We start from the raw sequence: 17,085 nt of genomic DNA, 5'->3' as shown, positions 1-17,085 counted from the left end.
TGCATTGCTTAAGTCATCACCTGACGCTCTTTGGGGGCTTCGCACCCCCAGCCGCGAGGCAAACCGCCGCGGTGTTTTTCATGATTTTTGCACCAAGGTGTTTTTGCACTTCTAATTGGAAAGAGCCGATTCAGGTCATAACGGAATAACTATCTATCAATCGGACCAGTTATGATTTTAAAGGCCGAAATCCGGAGTCGGAAAGAATAAAAGAAAAAGAGAAAAGGTATTTCCCACTCTGAATTTTGACAGCAGGAAATACCTTATTTTCATAATTGCAGGGAGAGGGCAAATGCACCCCATCCTGGAATCTAATAGCTATCGGTCATCTGGCAACCGTATGGTCAAATTTCATAGCATCCGTCCACCAGTCGTCCGAAGCCTGAGGAACACCAGTACTGTAATCACCATACCAAGGCATGAACCACGACCAACAGCCGCCTGCATTCCAAATATCGGAAATGTTAGCAATAGCGCCACATTCACTCATAGTCATCATCTTGTGCAGATAAGTATATTGCAGATTATTGAATTTTGTGGATATAGCCGAAGCATCTTTCTGATTATAAATATCTGCGCCTACGAAATCGACATATTGGTCTCCGGGATACCAGTCAGCCCAGTTTTCATCCCCTGTCCAGACCCAAAGCAAATTGTTGACACCAGCATTCTTCATATAGTTGAAGACATATTGCCAGAGGGCCTTAAACTGTTCCGCACCTGCAGTTCCCCACCAGAACCAAGCACTTCCGCCATTAGGGATATTTCCTGCAGCTTCATGAAGCGGACGCCAGAGAACGGGTATTCCTGCTTGCTGTAAGTCCTTCAGATGTGAAGCTACCTGAGCCAAATCCTGATTCATGATCTGATTCTCCAAAGTTCCGGTTTTCAAGATACTGTCACAAGAAAAACTTGTTCCCTCAGGACTATAAGAATAATCATCTTTACCATTCTTTACTAGGAAAACGCGGGTAAGGGTATAATCGTGCCCCGAGATGACCACACCTTTCTGTATATCAGCAGCGGAGGTCGCGTCAAGGGTCAGTTCAAAAGAGTTGACGTCATTGTCTTCATTGCCGAACTTTCCGTCAGACTGGTCAATATTGAAATAATCATAAGAATAACCGCCTGCATCCTTGACGCCTGACCAATTAGAATTTTTGATGGAGCCTTGTGCCCCCTTCTTGGCATCCTTAAATTCAACTACTAGTCTGTCTCCTGCCGCAGCACCAGACAAAGCCAATAAAGCCCGAGAATCTTCAGAATTTCCCCCAGAGGTAATCTGGAGAGAAGCTCCCCAGTCACTTGTCATCGCCACAGTTTTTGCAGCTAAAGGCGTATTCGGGACATTCCAGTGCCACGATATTGTAATCAGTCCGCCGGCATCAGCATATTCCTTGACTGGTGTGATATCATCATAGTTGATCCAGTTCTCCCCGGAATGTGCCAAATGGATGAAATCATAGCCCGCTATCGCAGGATATTTTCCAGTTACAGCCCCCACATGATCGGCAGGTGTGTGATTCCACGCCACATCCGCCATCATCCCAGAATAGATCTGATGACCATAAGACTTACTGAGTCGGTCATACAGTGCCTTGGCCTCTGCGTTGACGGCAGCATTTGCAGGAGCATCCGAAATAGCAACAGAGACAGCCGTCCATTTAACAGAGACAGCAGGCACCGGCATTTTATTCGGACCTGTAATCAGACCCGCAGGAATTTCCAAATCATACGAATCTGTCCCCGAAGGAAACTGGGCCTGGATATGAAGAACGGAATCAGACCCGATGACTTCCGCAGAATTGACTGCCTGTCCATTCAGGGTTATCTGACTTGCATCACCGGAATAGAAGAAGATATTCTTATCGAAAGTCAAAGTGATATCCTTAACGCCGGGACGCTCAACCGATTTCTGATCAGGAGTAACTGTCTTAAGGACCGGCGCAGCCACATCGGCAACAGAAATGTCTACATCGTTGCTGCATCCGGCAAGAGCCAGAACAGCAGTAACGGCAAACAACAAATATTTTATTTTCATAATCAATAAAACTTATTCATTAAGGTAAAAGGGTGATCTTGTTGACAGTTACACCACCGTCTCCCTGGATGATCGTAAAATAGCCGGACCAGCCATCCTGCACATTCCATGCATTCAGCATAGCCTGAGTGACAGTGACCTCGACCTTTTGGCCATTCCCTATAGGCGCAGCACCATTGGTCAATGTAGAACTGGCATCCGCCTTCACTTCTCCATAAGGAGTCCAAGAAGCATCATTAAACTGCAGATCAAACCATGCTGGAGCGTCATAATACAGGATCAGTTTCGATACACCCGGAACAATTGTCAGTTTGGAAATATCAGTAGGAGTCGTACGATCCATATAAATTCTGGGATCGCCCCATCCAGATATGGTCGTCGGGGTATTCATCAGAGTATATTCAGGACTAGTCACCAATACCTGCACCTGAGTTGTCTCCAAATTACCCTCCTTATTGATAAATTTAACCGGATAAGTTCCATAAGGAATATTATCAGGGAGTTTTACCTGTACAGATCCAGCCTCAGCTTTTATCGTCTCCAATCCATAATCACCGAGGAAGAATTTCCCAGCCTCATCCAAATGTGCTCCGGTCAGAGTCAACATACCTCCAGGATTTGCCGTCGCACCGGCACCCGTTACAGTCGGTACAAGAGGTGCGGTAATTGTCACGGAAGTGGTCTCCAAAGTAGAACCGTTCTTCAAATTAAGTGTGAGTTTTCCACTGAGAGCCCCAGAAGGAACCAGCACCTGGAAAGACGTTGCCGACTTGGGGACAATCGTCGTCGGGACAGCCATTCCTGTAAAGGTTACCTGATCTACCAGATCAAGGTCAGTTCCATTGACCGTCAAAGTCGTTCCCTGAGGAGCAGAAGCAGGCACGAAGGAAGTCACTACCGGTGCAACGAGTTGATAAGGTACCGTCACTTTAGAGCCATTGGACGATACCAATGTGATATCGCCGTTCTGAGCAGTGGAAGGAACGGTAAAACTGACAGAATTGGCTGTAACTGCAGCAGGAGAGACGGCATCAGAATGAGGGAAGATTGCACTGGTGACTGTACTGAGATTCTTACCAGTTATCGTCAGTACGGCACCATTCTTGACAGGTTCAGGAGTGGCCTTGAGATCCGAAGGATTCAATGTCTCTACTTTACCAGCAGCAATACTTACACCCGATTTGCTTATCAAAGTGACCTCGCCGGAAGGAGCGTTCACAGGAACAGTAACTACAAGACTCTTAGCATCCTTGGCTACTGTGAAATCAGTCGTTGAGACACCCCCGAGAACAACAGTTTCTATCCAATCAAGATGAGTACCGTTAATCGTCAGTTCTGCTCCGGGGAGAACAGTTGCAGGAGCTATCCCTGTTATAGTCGGCAGGTTTACGACAAGATCCTGCTTACTGTAGATCCATTGAGGCAAATCCCCTTTCTCATCACTCAGGATAACCGGACCTGATTGTGCCGTCACTGGAACAGCAACCTGAATCTCGTTTCTGGAATGCGTGATAAATGCACTGTCACCGATGCTGACATTATTAGAGAAGATGACAGCATGGATCAGATTGAGATATTCGCCCTTGATAGTTATGACATCACCGGGATCAACTGTACCCGGAGTGATACTTGTGATGCTGATCGGTTCAGAATAAGTCAGTTGGGTCTTGGTCACCTGTTTAGTACCATCCTTGAAAGTCAAGGTCACATATCCCACCTCAGCATTCTGAGGAACCGTCACGTCAACTTCCTTATCACTGACATGCTTGAGGTCAGTCACATCACCGGCACCGGGAATCGTGATTGTCGTAACCTCATTCATATTTGAGCCTAAGAAACGGAGTTGACCGCCTCGAGCTACAGGATTAGGACCATAGACATTCATCTTGGTCCCGGTATATTGGTCTGTGTCAAGATCATCATGATTACAGGAGACAAATGACAATCCTGCAAAGACGAGACCCACAACGACCAACAAGGTCTTTATTTTATAGGTTTTCATAAAATTCAGATTTTTAGATTCTTTTCTTTTCCTATCATTATTTCAGAGGAATGACACGGATATTGTCCAACTTGATGATCGGCTTGCAGTCTGTACCATTGATACCTCCTCCTACAAGGAAGATTGTCAAACTTGCAAAGTCCTTAGGACTCAAAGAGCCTGACGCTCTAGCCCCACTGTAGCCGTAAATAAAGTCACTCGACAAAGGCAGCGTCACAGTGACCCATTTGTCCCCTGTATCGTAAGAGCCATTAGTTGTCCATGGACGATAAAGTGCACGAGGCAAAACATCATCCTGCATAAATGCATTATTGGCGCCGGCTACAGTATTCCCGTCTATATCTATTCCGGGATTTCCATAAGTGACACGATCAATGCCTGCAAAGACAAACTGTAAAGCGCCGGCTGACCAAGGATTGGATGAAGGGACATACATTTCGAACTGGAGGGCCAGATTCTTCCAGTCAGAGAAATCAACCAAAGAGGTTAATTTCTTACCATCGGCAGGATAGTCTACAGGAGTATTGAAACTTCCGGGCCAGTATTGGAAAGCGAAATCAGCATCATTCCAATCACCGGTCGCCGTCATTGTTGCCGAGCCGCTACCTAACTGCATGTAATTCCCCGTAGAACTGGTCTGGTCTGTCAGGATCGGACGATCGTGCCAACCATGATTACCCAAGCCTGTCAAGCCATCAAAGTCAAAGAGTATTCCACGAGATTCCTTATAATGGAAAGAAGACCTTGTAGTCCCATAGACAGAAGTTACAGAAACAGGTCCTTCATCAGCTCCCTCAGGCATTGTAAAGACAATTGAGGTCTTGGTAATGCTCTTGATCTGGGTGACCGGAGTCTTATTGTTCCCCACAGAGATAGTCAAAGGCGTACCGGAGTCGTCCACGAAATAATCCCCTGTCAAGGTCACATCTGTGCCGGCAGACGCATACTCGTATGACATCGTACTGACAACAGGAGCAGGAACGATGACATGAAAATCGTACGTTGTCGTGTCTCCGCTCTTATTGACCATATAAATCTTGTCAGTCACTTTACCCGGGATTTCGTTTGGAACAGAAACAAAAAGAGTATGGTCGGTAATATAACTGGTATTAAGGACAGCCTTCTGATCATTGAAATACATCTCTTTAATGCTCCTCAAGTTATTGCCCACGAGACAGAGAACTGACTGCATGGATGCCTGTGTCGCATTCAGGTCAGAATAATCGATTGTCGTGCCACCGTTCTTATATGTGGCAGTATCGGCTGCGACACGAATATAACTCACCTCTGGCGTGCCGCCGGACAACTCGAACTTATCAGGCTGATCTTCACAAGAGGCAAGTACGATTCCTGACAAAACCAGGAACACGTATATGAATCTATAGATATATCTTGTTTTCATTTGCTTGATGATTAATAGGAATAAGTTTTACGTACATCCACATGAATAGGAGAATCATTCAGACTCGGGTCGATGACCACGTCATTTTGAGGGAAAGGAAGGGTAAAACTGGATGCCGTCACATTCGGAACAGGTGTATCTGTGTTGTAACGTGTCAAGGTGGTATCTACACTCCAAATTCCACTCTCATAATAGCGTTGATAGACATCGCCAAGATTATAATACTGATTCCGTCTCTGTGATTTCAGTTCTTGAATAGCTCCGTCCATATCAAAATAACTCCGACGTACAAAATCATACCAGTGATCACCCTCCATAGCAAACTCCAGGCGACGCTCTTTCCATACATCTGTCCAAGAGACGGAAGCAGGACGCTTATAACTGGGGACAGAGCGATGACGCACTTTATAAAAGGCATCTATGGCACTGGCATCAGTCGTTGATCCGTTATTGCCAATGACAGCCTCTGTATAGATCAGATAGATATCACTCAGTCGAAGGATATGAGTCGAAAGCGAACTTGCCATATTTGCAGCAGAAGTGCCAACTCCCGCAATATGATCGGCATCATCCCCATAAAGTTGTTTCACGTCATTGGCCCCTGTCGGACTCTGATACTGGCCATTAGGACCTCCTGCGCCATAATCCTTATCATAGATAAACTGCAGGTAATTGAAGCCTTTCTTGCCGTTCTTATCTGTTTTGTCCGTCCAGAAATAATCATAGAAGTCGCCTGCCATCATCATTGTAGCTTTACGACGGGCATCAAGGTCTGACCGCAATTCAGGGCTTTGCAAAGCACTGACGCCGAAAGCATCCTGCAAATCTACTGACGGACCGCCATAGCCACCCCAACAGTCTCCATATTCATCAAATCCTACCATAGCAAGATCACTCTGCAAAGTATTTTGAGAAGTCCACTGGTTGCTGACTATCCATTTCCAGGCGATCAGACTCTCCTGATTATTATTATTGGCAAGGCGGAAATTATCCGAATAGTTGTCGAGAAGGTTCCTTCCGGAATTGTCAATGACATCCTTTGCATAAGAAGCAGCTTTCGCCAAGTCGTCTGTATTACGCTGTCCTTTCCCGCCTGCACTGACCCCGCTCTTCGTTAGATAGACCTTGGCGAGAAGTCCCTCGGCAGAATAATAGTCTATCCGCCCATTACCCGGAGTTTTGACCCCTTTAAGATCAGTCATTGCCTGTTCGAGTGTCATGATGATATAATCATAGACATCACTTTTCTGGACCTTACGCATCGTACTGTATTCCTGGTTTCCGATAGAAGTCGAGTTGTCATGGACAATAGGCACATCCCCAAAAGTACGGACCAGATAGAAATAAGCCATCGCCTTCCATGTGAGGGCTTCTCCCATACATTGGTTTTTTATGGCTTCAGAAGGACCACTGGCTTTTTTCAGATTGTCATATACCGTATTGGCATGCCCGATGACAGCCCACAAAGAATAACTCATATTCACCAGATCCTCATCAGTGCTATTCACTGTAAAGGTCAAATAAGGACTGTTCGGCCACATATAGTTACCGGAGAGCACCTCTCCAACTTTGATAAATCCTCGCTGGAAATCATACCAGGGAGAATTATACAGATAATTGACCCCTTCTATACACTGGTCATCATTCTGGTAGAAGTTATCTGCATTATAATTATCTGTTGCCGGCTGATCTAGAAAACTGTTACAAGCGGTAAAACTCATCACCGCCATGAAGGCCGGTATGATCAATTTAATATCCCTTAATTTCATAATATACATGAATTAGAATGTTAGGTTAAGCCCAAATGAAAAAGTGATCGGAGAAGGATACCTTCCATTATCCACATTATAAGAGAATCCGTTGGCATCATTTGTACTTCTGCCGATTTCCGGGTCATACCCGTCATAAGGTGTAATCGTGAACAGATTCTGGATATTGCAATATACCCTCAGATTTGTCAATCCCGCATGTGCAATCCATTTCTTCGGGAAAGTATAGCCCAAGGCGATATTCTTCATGCGCAGATACGTAGCGCTTTCAATATACCGGTCACTGATACGGGCATTGTCATTCGGATCAGAGAGTGTGGCACGGGGAATCGAAGCGGAAGGATTGGAGACCTTCACGTTCTCCACATGATCATACCAATGGCTGCCGTCCGTATAGACTATAGACGGATCTACAGGTTCAAGGATAGCACGGTTCAGGACATCCGTCAACTGATTTGACCAGACGGTATTCATCTGCGTCAGTTTCATCTTCATATAGTTCAGAGCCTTGGCTCCTACAGAGCCATTAATGAAAACAGTGAGATCGAAATTCCGATAACGGAAGGTATTCGTCCAGCCCCAAGTGAATTTTGGAAGGGCGTGCCCTAAATCCGTCTGGTCTTTGGTATCAATCACACCGTCACCATTGAGATCCTTGTATTTAATGTCACCCACATAGACGGTATTGCTTCGATTAAACTTACCGTCTGCGGGATATTTTTCAGGTTTTGCAGAGGTCTGAAGATCTTTTAGATTCTGATAGACGCCATCAGTGACATAGCCATAGAAATCAAAGAGTTGTCCACCTACACGAGTGACGCTTACGACATCGTTCCATTGACCGTACCCCACCAGATTCGCACTTGTCGCTCCCTGAAGGGATTTGAGCGTACTCTTGTTCCATGAAATCTCGAAATTGGAATCCCATTGGAACTTTCCGACTATCGGGTGCGTATTCACGGTAAGTTCGAGACCAGTGTTGAGCAGGTCTCCATAATTGCCATAAGGCGCAGTCAAAGCAGAGGATACGTTTCCTGAAGTACCCATAAAAGAAGGCAATTGAGAAAGCATCAACAAGTCTTTGGACTCCTTACGGTACCAGTCGGCTGTGACACCGATACGATCATTGAAGAATCCCAAGTCAAGTCCCACGTTCCATTGCTTTTGCGATTCCCATTGAACGTCAGGATTAGGGATATTGGAAGGCCGATAGCCCATTCCCAAATAAGAGGACATACGGGTAATCGTCGTCCCCCAGCGATAAGCTTTGTCTCCCGCATTGCCGGTAGATCCCCAACCGATACGGAGTTTGCCGTTATTCATCCAGTTCTTAGTCAATTTAGAGATCCATTTTTCATTTGTGAAGCGCCAGCCAAGGGCAAAGGAAGGGAATGAAGCCCATCTCTTGTTCGGACCGAAATTGGAACTTCCGTCAAAGCGCAGTGTCGCCGTAGCCATATACCGGTCAGCATAGTTATAGGTCAGTCGCCCGAAGAAAGAGGCCATCGTCGTCGTTCCCCAACCATTGCTGATTTGCGGAGTACCTGTGCCAAGTGAAGGGTTATGGACTGCATCAGAAGGCAGACCTGTATTATAGGTGGAAATATAATCCCAGTGACTCTTCCAAGCCTCTTGTCCGACCATCGCACTGAAAGAATGGTCACCTATAACATTAGAATAAGTTATATAGTTCTTCAGCGTCCAATAGGTACCTGTATTTTTCTGAATCCGACTCTCGTTCTTAGACCTTTTCCAAGTCCCTAAATCTACTGTAGGCATATACGTATCACCCTGACTCCAGTCCAGATCCCAGCCGAACTCAGTATGATACGTCAGATTACGGATCGGAGTCACATCGAAGAACAAACTCCCATTGAGTTTCTGGCGATGCAGTCGGATATCATCCATCAATGCAAGGGCTATAGGGTTCGGATTCGTATACCCTTCCCTGACGACAGAAGAATAGCCGCCGTCAATATTATAAATAGGTATATCCGGCAGGGTAGTCAGGGAATAGTTGACGACGCCCTCATCACCATCAGCCTGAAGGAGTTTGTCGTGTGTATTTGCGAAACTGACATTCAGTCCCATCTTGAGCCAACTCTTCAGTTGGGCATCCAAATTGGTACGTAGTGAAAGGCGGTCAAACTTACTCCCGATGATTGTCCCTTCCTGGCTCATATATCCACCGGAGACGAAATACCGCACTTTGTCTGTCCCTCCTTCTGCAGAGAGTTGGTGTTGTTGCTGGAATGCCGTCTGGAAGATTGCATCCTGCCAGTTCGTCCCCCGGCCCAGTAAAGAAGGATCAGAATAATAATCATTAGGATCTGCTTGACCAGTCTTGACGAAATCATTATAGAACCCGGCATACTCCCGAAGATTCATAATGTCCAGACGCCTTGCCTGTCGGCTCCATGCAGCACTTCCGTCATAGGAAAACTTAGCCGTTCCGGCCTTACCTCTCTTCGTGGTGATCAGGACCACTCCATTTGCACCCTGAGCTCCGTAGATAGCTGTTGCAGAAGCATCCTTCAGGATTTCCATCGATTCAATATCATTCGGGTTTAGAGTAGACATAGGAGAAACCGTAGACACCTGACCATTGCCAAGTGCATCACCAAGTCCGAGACTTGATCCCGTAGAACCATTGCTTTGGTAGATGACTCCATCAATAACATACAGAGGTTCAGCATTGGAATTCAAAGTAGCCGTACCCCTGATCCTGACAGACGTCGACGACCCGGGCGCACCGGAAGTCTGCATCGCAGTAATGCCTGCTACCCTACCTTGGAGGGCCTGATCGACAGACGATATTACACTGTTTTTGATGGCATCGTCTTTCAAGGTAGAAGATGCACCGGAGATATCACTCTTCTTCATGCTGCCGTAACCGACAACGACAACCTCATTCAAACTCTGGTGATCTTCCTTTAAAGTCACATTGACAGTAGACTGGCCGTTGACTTTGACCTCCCTGGTCACATACCCGACATAGGAGATTTCCAAAGTCGATCCCTCAGGAACTACAAGACTGTAATGGCCGTCAATATCAGTGATCGTTCCTGTAGAACTTCCCTTTATCCGCACTGTCGCGCCAATGACGGGCCCTTGCTCATCGGATACGGTGCCAGTAATCTTCTTTTTACTTTGTTGCACGATTGAAGAGAACGAATCTCCCTCTACGGCGTAGGTTGACGGACTAAAGCTAAAAAGAGCCAAAGAACACAGCCCCGCCAGTAACGTGGTCTTACCGTGGTTTTGTTTCATACATTTTAGATTATTTTATAAATTTAGATTTTCAAATTACTATTAGTCAATTAGATCGAAAAAGGTAATCGTCTATTTATTGGTATTAACCTATCTCATTGTCTGTGTGCAAATATAAACAAAACCAAATGATTATTATAATACTCATTTATCAACTTCTAATATTATTTTGCATTTCTATGCGAGAAATCCAAATTTTTACCGGAATATGAAGAATTCAGATCCTTAACCAACTACTTTCAGTATTCCCATAAGAGAAACCGACACTGACCAACTATTTTTTCGTTAGAGTATTAACAATACTACCGGATTTGATGACCTATCCACCCATGTTTCTTCAGAACGATAGGTTTTATTACTGAGAATGAGAGATTCAACAAGTTTAGAAGGCTAAACGATGCAAATAAAGTATTGGTTACAAAACCGCAAAATCAAAAAAGGCATAACCGGTTCAGTTATGTCTTGTAAATTCATTTCCCGAAAGGGCAAAACAGCCCTTACGTCCGAATCAGATCTGAATCAAAAAAGAGAAAAGGATGAGAGTACTTTACAAAGAAAGCAATATGCTGCATAATGGTACACCAAAATGCAGCATAATGGTGGACCATTATGCAGGATATTGGTCTGCCTTATTCGAATACCATCGCAAAGATTGAAGTTATTGGACAAGAAGTCATTCTGTACCAGTTCTATCAATCGTCCTCTAAAGAAAAGTATGCCAGTTAATACTTGAATGAACTGCCTCCAAGGAATTCACGCAACAAACTTGTCGGAGGGATATCCCGATAAGAAATCGGTTTAAAATACTTCAGAAATTTCAAAAGACGATAGGCTTCCGAGTATTCCTCACAATTCTCCGGAACTTGCTGAAGCAATGGCTCCGCCTGGGTCTTGATGACGGCAATCTCGAACAGCAGAGCCGTATTGATCATCCCGTCTGCATTTTCCTGATAAGGGAATATCCATTTGTTTTCTCCGGCACGTACTGACGGCCAGCGCTGGATAGTCTGCTGCGCATTCACGCCACGATACTTGTAATCCCGGATGATTCGGCGCAGAAGACGGTTGTCAGTTGTGGGGATATAGTTGTGATCATCCAGAAGGATGGTCGTCAGGGCAGAAGCATAGACACGGTATTTATAACTTTCAGGAATTTGAGCCGTCAATTCCGGGTTCAGGGCATGAATACCTTCCACAACCAAGATGTTGTGATCGTTCATTTTCATCTTGACACCGCTGGATTCACTCATCCCCGTTTGGAAATTGTATTTTGGCAATTCGATCTCTTCCCCTCTAAAGAGAGCCATCAATTGCCGGTTGAGGAGATCCAGATTCAAGGCATAGATACTTTCATAATCCAGATTCCCGTCCTTATCTTTCGGCGTATGATGACGGTCGACGAAATAATCGTCAAGGGAGATCTGGAGCGGTCTTATCCCATTTGCCATCAATTGGATAGAAAGCCGCTTACAGGTTGTGGTCTTACCTGAAGAAGAAGGACCGGCGATGAGGACCAGGCGGGTCTCTTTCCTGTTGGCTATCTCATCAGCAATCTGCGCGATCTTCTTTTCTTGCAAAGCCTCGGAGACGTTGATCAGGACGGTTGTTCTCCCCTTCTCCACTGCCTCATTGAAATCACCAACTGTCCGTACACCCATGATATCCTGCCAGCGGTGATGCTCCTGGAAGATTTCAAACATCTTGTCCTGCCGGGTCATATCCAGGAGGACAGCGGGATTATCCAGACTGGGAATACGCAGCAACATCCCACTGTAGAATTTCTCGAGGCCGAACAGATAAAGATATCTCGTATTGGTCAGCAGCGAACCATAGTAATAATCCACATAGTCGTCTATCTGATAATAAGTTGTATAGAGACTACCCGAACTGCTGAGGAGTTTGACCTTTTCCAAGTCCCCCTTGTCCCGGAACATTTTGACAGCATCCTCCGTGTGCACTTCGAAGCGCTTGATCGGGATCTTTGCATCGATGATCTGCTGCATCCTTTCCCTGATCTTCTTCACATCCTCGAGTCCCACAGAATGTCCGATCTGCAGGTCCACGTAGTAACCGTTCGATACCGGAATATCGATGATCACCTTAGAATTGGGATACAAGTCATGCACCGCTTTACTGCATACGAAGAACAAGGTACGCGTATAGTTCCGGGAGCCGGAAGAAGTATGCATATCGAGAAATTCCACATCCTTGTTGTGATAGACACGGAAGTGCAAGCCTTCTACCTTATTGTTCACTTTACAACTGATTGGACCATAGTCCATGTGAAGATTGAAATCCCGGAAGACCTCTGAAAGCGTACTTCCTATAGGGACATTTTTAGTCTGATTATTATTTTTACAACGTATCTGTACAACCTGTTGTTTCATACTGAATCCTCGATTACCCTCCTCATTTACTTTCCTGAGCGTCCCGCGTCAGGATATGATAAAGTTCTTTCATGCCTTCCACGGCCCCTTTGGCTATCACCTTCACTTTTCGGCCTGAAGACAACGGCGGGTTAGGGTCTATCAGGTATACCGGCACCTGTGGTCCGGCATACTGCAACAGTCCTGCAGCAGGATAGACATTGAGGGAAGTGCCCACAACGACGAAAATATCCGCTTTCATGACAACCTGTGCTGCCGGTTCTATCATCGGCACGCCCTCGCCGAAGAAGACGATAAACGGGCGCAGCAGACTCCCGTCCTTGGCTTTCGTGCCAGGCAGGACATCCGAATGGTCCGGCGTCAACTCCTCAATACATGCCGGATCATACATATTGTCAGAGGAGCCGGCCTTCGTCAATTCCCCATGCAGATGGATGATCTTCGAGGAACCTGCCTTCTCGTGCAGGTTGTCGACATTCTGAGTGACGACCGTCACCTGATAATCCTTTTCCAGAGCTTTGATCAACCGGTGTCCCTCATTCGGTTCACCCTTCCAGAGTTTTTTCCTCAAACCGTTATAGAAATTCGTCACCAGAGTCGGGTCTTTCAACCACCCTTCGTGAGAACAGACCTGCTCCACGGGATAGTTGTCCCAAAGTCCATTATTGCCACGGAATGTCGAAAATCCGCTCTCAACAGACATACCGGCACCCGTCAAAAAAACGAGATTCTTTTTCATTGTCCTATCTATTATTTCCTTTACCGCTGTTAGCGACTCAGCCTTAATCTTTTAACATACCACAAATTTAGTATTTTTTTTGCAAATTACGTGGTAATCCACAAGAAAAGTCGTACCTTTGTGTGATTAATAAACAATTTATATAATATTAAGTAAACCCTATGGATCAATTAAGCTACGCTTTGGGAATTGGCATCGGTCGTCAACTTGCACAACTAAGCATTCCTAATTTCAGTATTGATGACTTTACCCAAAGTGTCAAAGACTGCATATCCGGTAATCAACTTGCCATGAATGACGCTGACGCACAGCAACTCATCAATGCCTTCTTCGAGAAGAAGAACGGTGAATTAGCTGCAGGTGCCAAGAGTGAGGGAGAAAAATTCCTCAAGGAAAACAGTAAAAAAGAAGGTGTTGTCACTCTGCCTTCAGGTCTTCAATATCAGGTTCTCCGCAAAGGCAACGGCAAGAAACCTACTGCGACAGACCAGGTAGAATGTCACTATGAAGGGACGCTGATCGACGGAACAAAGTTTGACAGTTCCTATGACCGTGGCCAAGCAGCTACTTTCGGACTCAATCAGGTCATATCAGGGTGGACGGAAGGTCTGCAACTGATGCAGGAAGGCGCCAAATACCGGTTCTTCATCCCCTATAACCTGGGCTATGGAGAGCGTGGCGCAGGCGAGACGATTCCCCCATATGCAACTCTGATCTTCGATGTAGAACTTATTGCCGTCAAATAAAGGGAGAGCAGCATACCAATGAAAAGACTATAAAACAAGAAATCAATAAACAACAATGAAAAAACTTTTTATCGGAGCGCTCGTAGTGCTCAGCGCTGCCGCAATGTTCACAAGTTGTGGCAAGTCAACGCCTAAGGCCGATCTCAAGACGGACATTGATACCATGTCCTACGCTTTAGGACTCTCCCAGACTCAGGGACTGAAAGAATTCTTGGTTCAACGTATGGGTATTGACACAGCGTACATGGCAGACTTCATCAAGGGTCTCAATGACGGTGCAAATGCCGGAGACAACAAGAAGAAAGCTGCTTACTATGCCGGTATTCAGATCGGTCAGCAGATTTCCAACCAAATGCTGAAGGGTATCAACCACGAAGTATTCGGTGACGATTCGACAAAATCCATCTCCCTCAAGAATTTCATGGCAGGCTTTATCTCCGGTACAACCGGCAAGAAAGGTATCATGACGATCCAACAGGCTAATGAGATTGCCCAAGTCAAGATGATGCAGATCAAGCAGAAGAGCATGATAAAGACTTATGGGCCTTACAAGGCCGCCAACGAGAAATGGCTGGCTGGCAACAAGCATAAAGCAGGCGTAAAGACCCTTCCTTCAGGTTTACAATACAAAGTGATCACAGAAGGCAACGGTCCTATTCCTTCAGACACCTCTACTGTAAAGGTCAACTATGAAGGCAGACTGATCAATGGCAAAGTATTCGATTCTTCTTTCAAGCGTGGCCAGCCTATCGAGTTGCGTGCCAACCAGGTCATCCGCGGATGGACAGAAGCTTTGGTACACATGCCTAAAGGTTCTACATGGGAGATCTACGTTCCTGCACAGTTAGGTTATGGTGATCGTGAGCAGGGTCCTATCAAACCTTACTCTACGCTGATCTTCAAGATTCAACTGCTTTCAGTAAACGGAAAGTAATCCCCGGCATATTTTTATAACGGATCATATCCTAGACATCCCTCGTGTGAACTCTACACGGCTTAAAGCCGAAAGTAGACGTACAAGGGATGTCTTTTTTATGAAGTTCTAAATCTATCACATCATGAAACGAATCGTATTATTTTCTTTTATCCTCCTGCTGAATGCCTCTTTCGCATTCGCCGGAAACGGTCCCAAGAAGAACAAGAACAAGAAGAAGGGAACTCCTGCAGTCACTATCCCGGCCAACAAGACTGATTCCCTCAGTTACGCAGCCGGAATAGAAGCTACTGACGGACTGATCCCTTTCATCCAACAGAGTTATAAAGTCGACACCGCCTATATGGCCGACTTCATTGCCGGCTATCAGGAAGCAATGAAAACCGCCGGTACGCCTAAAGGAAAAGCCTATATCACAGGTATGCAGATCGCACAGATGGTGAATGACCGCATTCTCCCGGGAACGAAGGAAAACTATAAAAGCGTGACCTCCGATTTAAATGAGACTTTCTTCAACAACGGTTTTACTGATGCGCTTGCCAAGAACACTTCTGTCTTTGACACGAAGAAAGCAAAAGCTTATACCACTGACATTCTTTCAGGAGCAGGCGAACACTGGTTGGCAGAAAATGCCAAGAAACCGGGAGTCACCGTTCTGCCTGACGGTCTTCAGTACAAGGTTCTCGTACCCGGCAACGGTCCTATTCCCAAACCCAGTGACGAAGTGGAAGTTGTCTACGAAGGCCGGACGATCGACGGAAAGGTATTCGATTCCACCACGAACCACGGCAATAAAACTGACAAGTTTCGCGCTGACGGTCTGATCAAAGGATGGACAGAGGCCCTGACAAAGATGCCTACAGGCAGCAAATGGGAAATCTATGTACCGCAGGAACTGGCTTACGGAAGCCGTCGTGCAGGACAGATTCCACCTTATTCTACCTTGATCTTCGATCTCGAACTCAAAGGTATTGTCACCCCACAGGCTGACAAGAATGTAACCCCCGCTACACCGGGAAACACGAAATCAGTAACTTCACAAGGAACTACTGACGAGAAATAACAAAACGATACGGAGTAAAAAATAAAAGTTAAAGGCCTCTTGCTACTTTTATTAAGAAGTATAAACCTTCTTTTACTTAAGAAATGAGCAAAATGCACGGAATTTTAAATATTCTTGTGCATTTTGTTGTTTGTATGGATTATTTTATCTACATTTGCTTTCAAATAGAACATAATCAGGGGAAATCCCAATTAAAAAAATGAGAAATGTATAAAATAGACAAACTTGACAAGAAAATACTCAGGATTCTCTCGACCAATGCACGTATCCCTTTCAAAGACGTCGCCACTGAATGTGGCGTCTCCCGCGCAGCTATCCACCAACGTGTACAGCACCTGATGGAGAACGGTGTCATCACCGGCAGTGGGTTCGATGTGAATCCGAAGAGTCTGGGGTATTCTACTTGTACTTACATCGGTCTCAACCTTGAGCGCGCCAGTATGTACAGGAAAGTCGTTGACCGATTGCTCAACATTCCGGAGATCGTAGAATGCCATTTCACCACCGGTCCTTACACGATGCTGGTAAAACTCTATGCCAGGGACAATGAACAACTGATGGATTTGTTGAACAACAAGCTCCAGAGCATTCCAGGCGTGGTATCTACGGAAACACTGATTTCTCTCGAGCAGAGTATCAAGCGCGAGATACCTGTCAAGATCGAAGATGACGAGGAAAAATAAAACGGTCCTTTTCAGATAACTTGTTGCCCGGTTCACTGACCTTGATACG

The 17,085-nt window shown here is 45.6% G+C and carries 11 protein-coding genes; 4 read left to right on the top strand and 7 right to left on the bottom strand.

Annotation, left to right across the window (positions count from 1 at the left end; all coding sequences use genetic code 11):
* Positions 1–325: 325 nt before the first annotated feature.
* The 7 genes from NG821_RS07950 to NG821_RS07920 form a co-directional block, all read right to left on the bottom strand.
* Positions 326–2,041 (bottom strand): glycosyl hydrolase, encoded by a 1,716-nt coding sequence (locus NG821_RS07950; RefSeq protein ID WP_252761129.1) that lies wholly within the window; start codon positions 2,039–2,041, stop codon positions 326–328.
* Positions 2,042–2,060: 19 nt separating this feature from the next.
* On the bottom strand, positions 2,061–4,043 hold the full coding sequence (locus NG821_RS07945; protein ID WP_252761128.1) for an IPT/TIG domain-containing protein: 1,983 nt from the start codon (positions 4,041–4,043) through the stop codon (positions 2,061–2,063).
* A 37-nt stretch (positions 4,044–4,080) separates the two neighbouring features.
* Positions 4,081–5,445: a glycan-binding surface protein gene (locus tag NG821_RS07940; RefSeq protein WP_252761127.1), complete on the bottom strand. Its 1,365-nt coding sequence runs from the start codon at positions 5,443–5,445 to the stop codon at positions 4,081–4,083.
* A gap of 11 nt (positions 5,446–5,456) precedes the next feature.
* Entirely contained in the window at positions 5,457–7,214 is a 1,758-nt protein-coding gene (locus NG821_RS07935) for a RagB/SusD family nutrient uptake outer membrane protein (RefSeq protein WP_252761126.1), read from the bottom strand.
* Between the two features lie 12 nt (positions 7,215–7,226).
* Positions 7,227–10,484: a SusC/RagA family TonB-linked outer membrane protein gene (locus tag NG821_RS07930; RefSeq protein WP_252761125.1), complete on the bottom strand. Its 3,258-nt coding sequence runs from the start codon at positions 10,482–10,484 to the stop codon at positions 7,227–7,229.
* 722 nt (positions 10,485–11,206) lie between these two features.
* Positions 11,207–12,871, bottom strand: a complete 1,665-nt coding sequence (locus NG821_RS07925; RefSeq protein WP_252761124.1) for a nucleoside kinase — start codon at positions 12,869–12,871, stop codon at positions 11,207–11,209.
* A 22-nt stretch (positions 12,872–12,893) separates the two neighbouring features.
* Positions 12,894–13,610, bottom strand: a complete 717-nt coding sequence (locus NG821_RS07920) for an SIR2 family NAD-dependent protein deacylase (protein WP_252761123.1) — start codon at positions 13,608–13,610, stop codon at positions 12,894–12,896.
* 161 nt (positions 13,611–13,771) lie between these two features.
* On the opposite strand from NG821_RS07920, the gene NG821_RS07915 reads away from it, so the two are divergent.
* From NG821_RS07915 to NG821_RS07900, 4 genes are all read left to right on the top strand, one after another.
* Positions 13,772–14,356, top strand: coding sequence for an FKBP-type peptidyl-prolyl cis-trans isomerase (locus NG821_RS07915; protein ID WP_252761122.1), 585 nt, complete (start codon positions 13,772–13,774; stop codon positions 14,354–14,356).
* A gap of 55 nt (positions 14,357–14,411) precedes the next feature.
* The gene (locus tag NG821_RS07910; RefSeq protein WP_252761121.1) at positions 14,412–15,290 is read left to right on the top strand and encodes an FKBP-type peptidyl-prolyl cis-trans isomerase; all 879 of its coding nucleotides are present in this window, start codon (positions 14,412–14,414) and stop codon (positions 15,288–15,290) included.
* A 124-nt stretch (positions 15,291–15,414) separates the two neighbouring features.
* Positions 15,415–16,353 (top strand): FKBP-type peptidyl-prolyl cis-trans isomerase, encoded by a 939-nt coding sequence (locus NG821_RS07905; RefSeq protein WP_252761120.1) that lies wholly within the window; start codon positions 15,415–15,417, stop codon positions 16,351–16,353.
* 206 nt (positions 16,354–16,559) lie between these two features.
* Positions 16,560–17,036: an Lrp/AsnC family transcriptional regulator gene (locus tag NG821_RS07900; protein WP_252761119.1), complete on the top strand. Its 477-nt coding sequence runs from the start codon at positions 16,560–16,562 to the stop codon at positions 17,034–17,036.
* Positions 17,037–17,085 lie beyond the last annotated feature (49 nt).

This window comes from Segatella cerevisiae (assembly GCF_024054555.1).
Lineage (GTDB): Bacteria > Bacteroidota > Bacteroidia > Bacteroidales > Bacteroidaceae > Prevotella > Prevotella cerevisiae.
The sequence above is the reverse complement of the archived record's forward strand: the minus strand, read 5'-3'. Positions and strand labels throughout refer to the sequence as shown.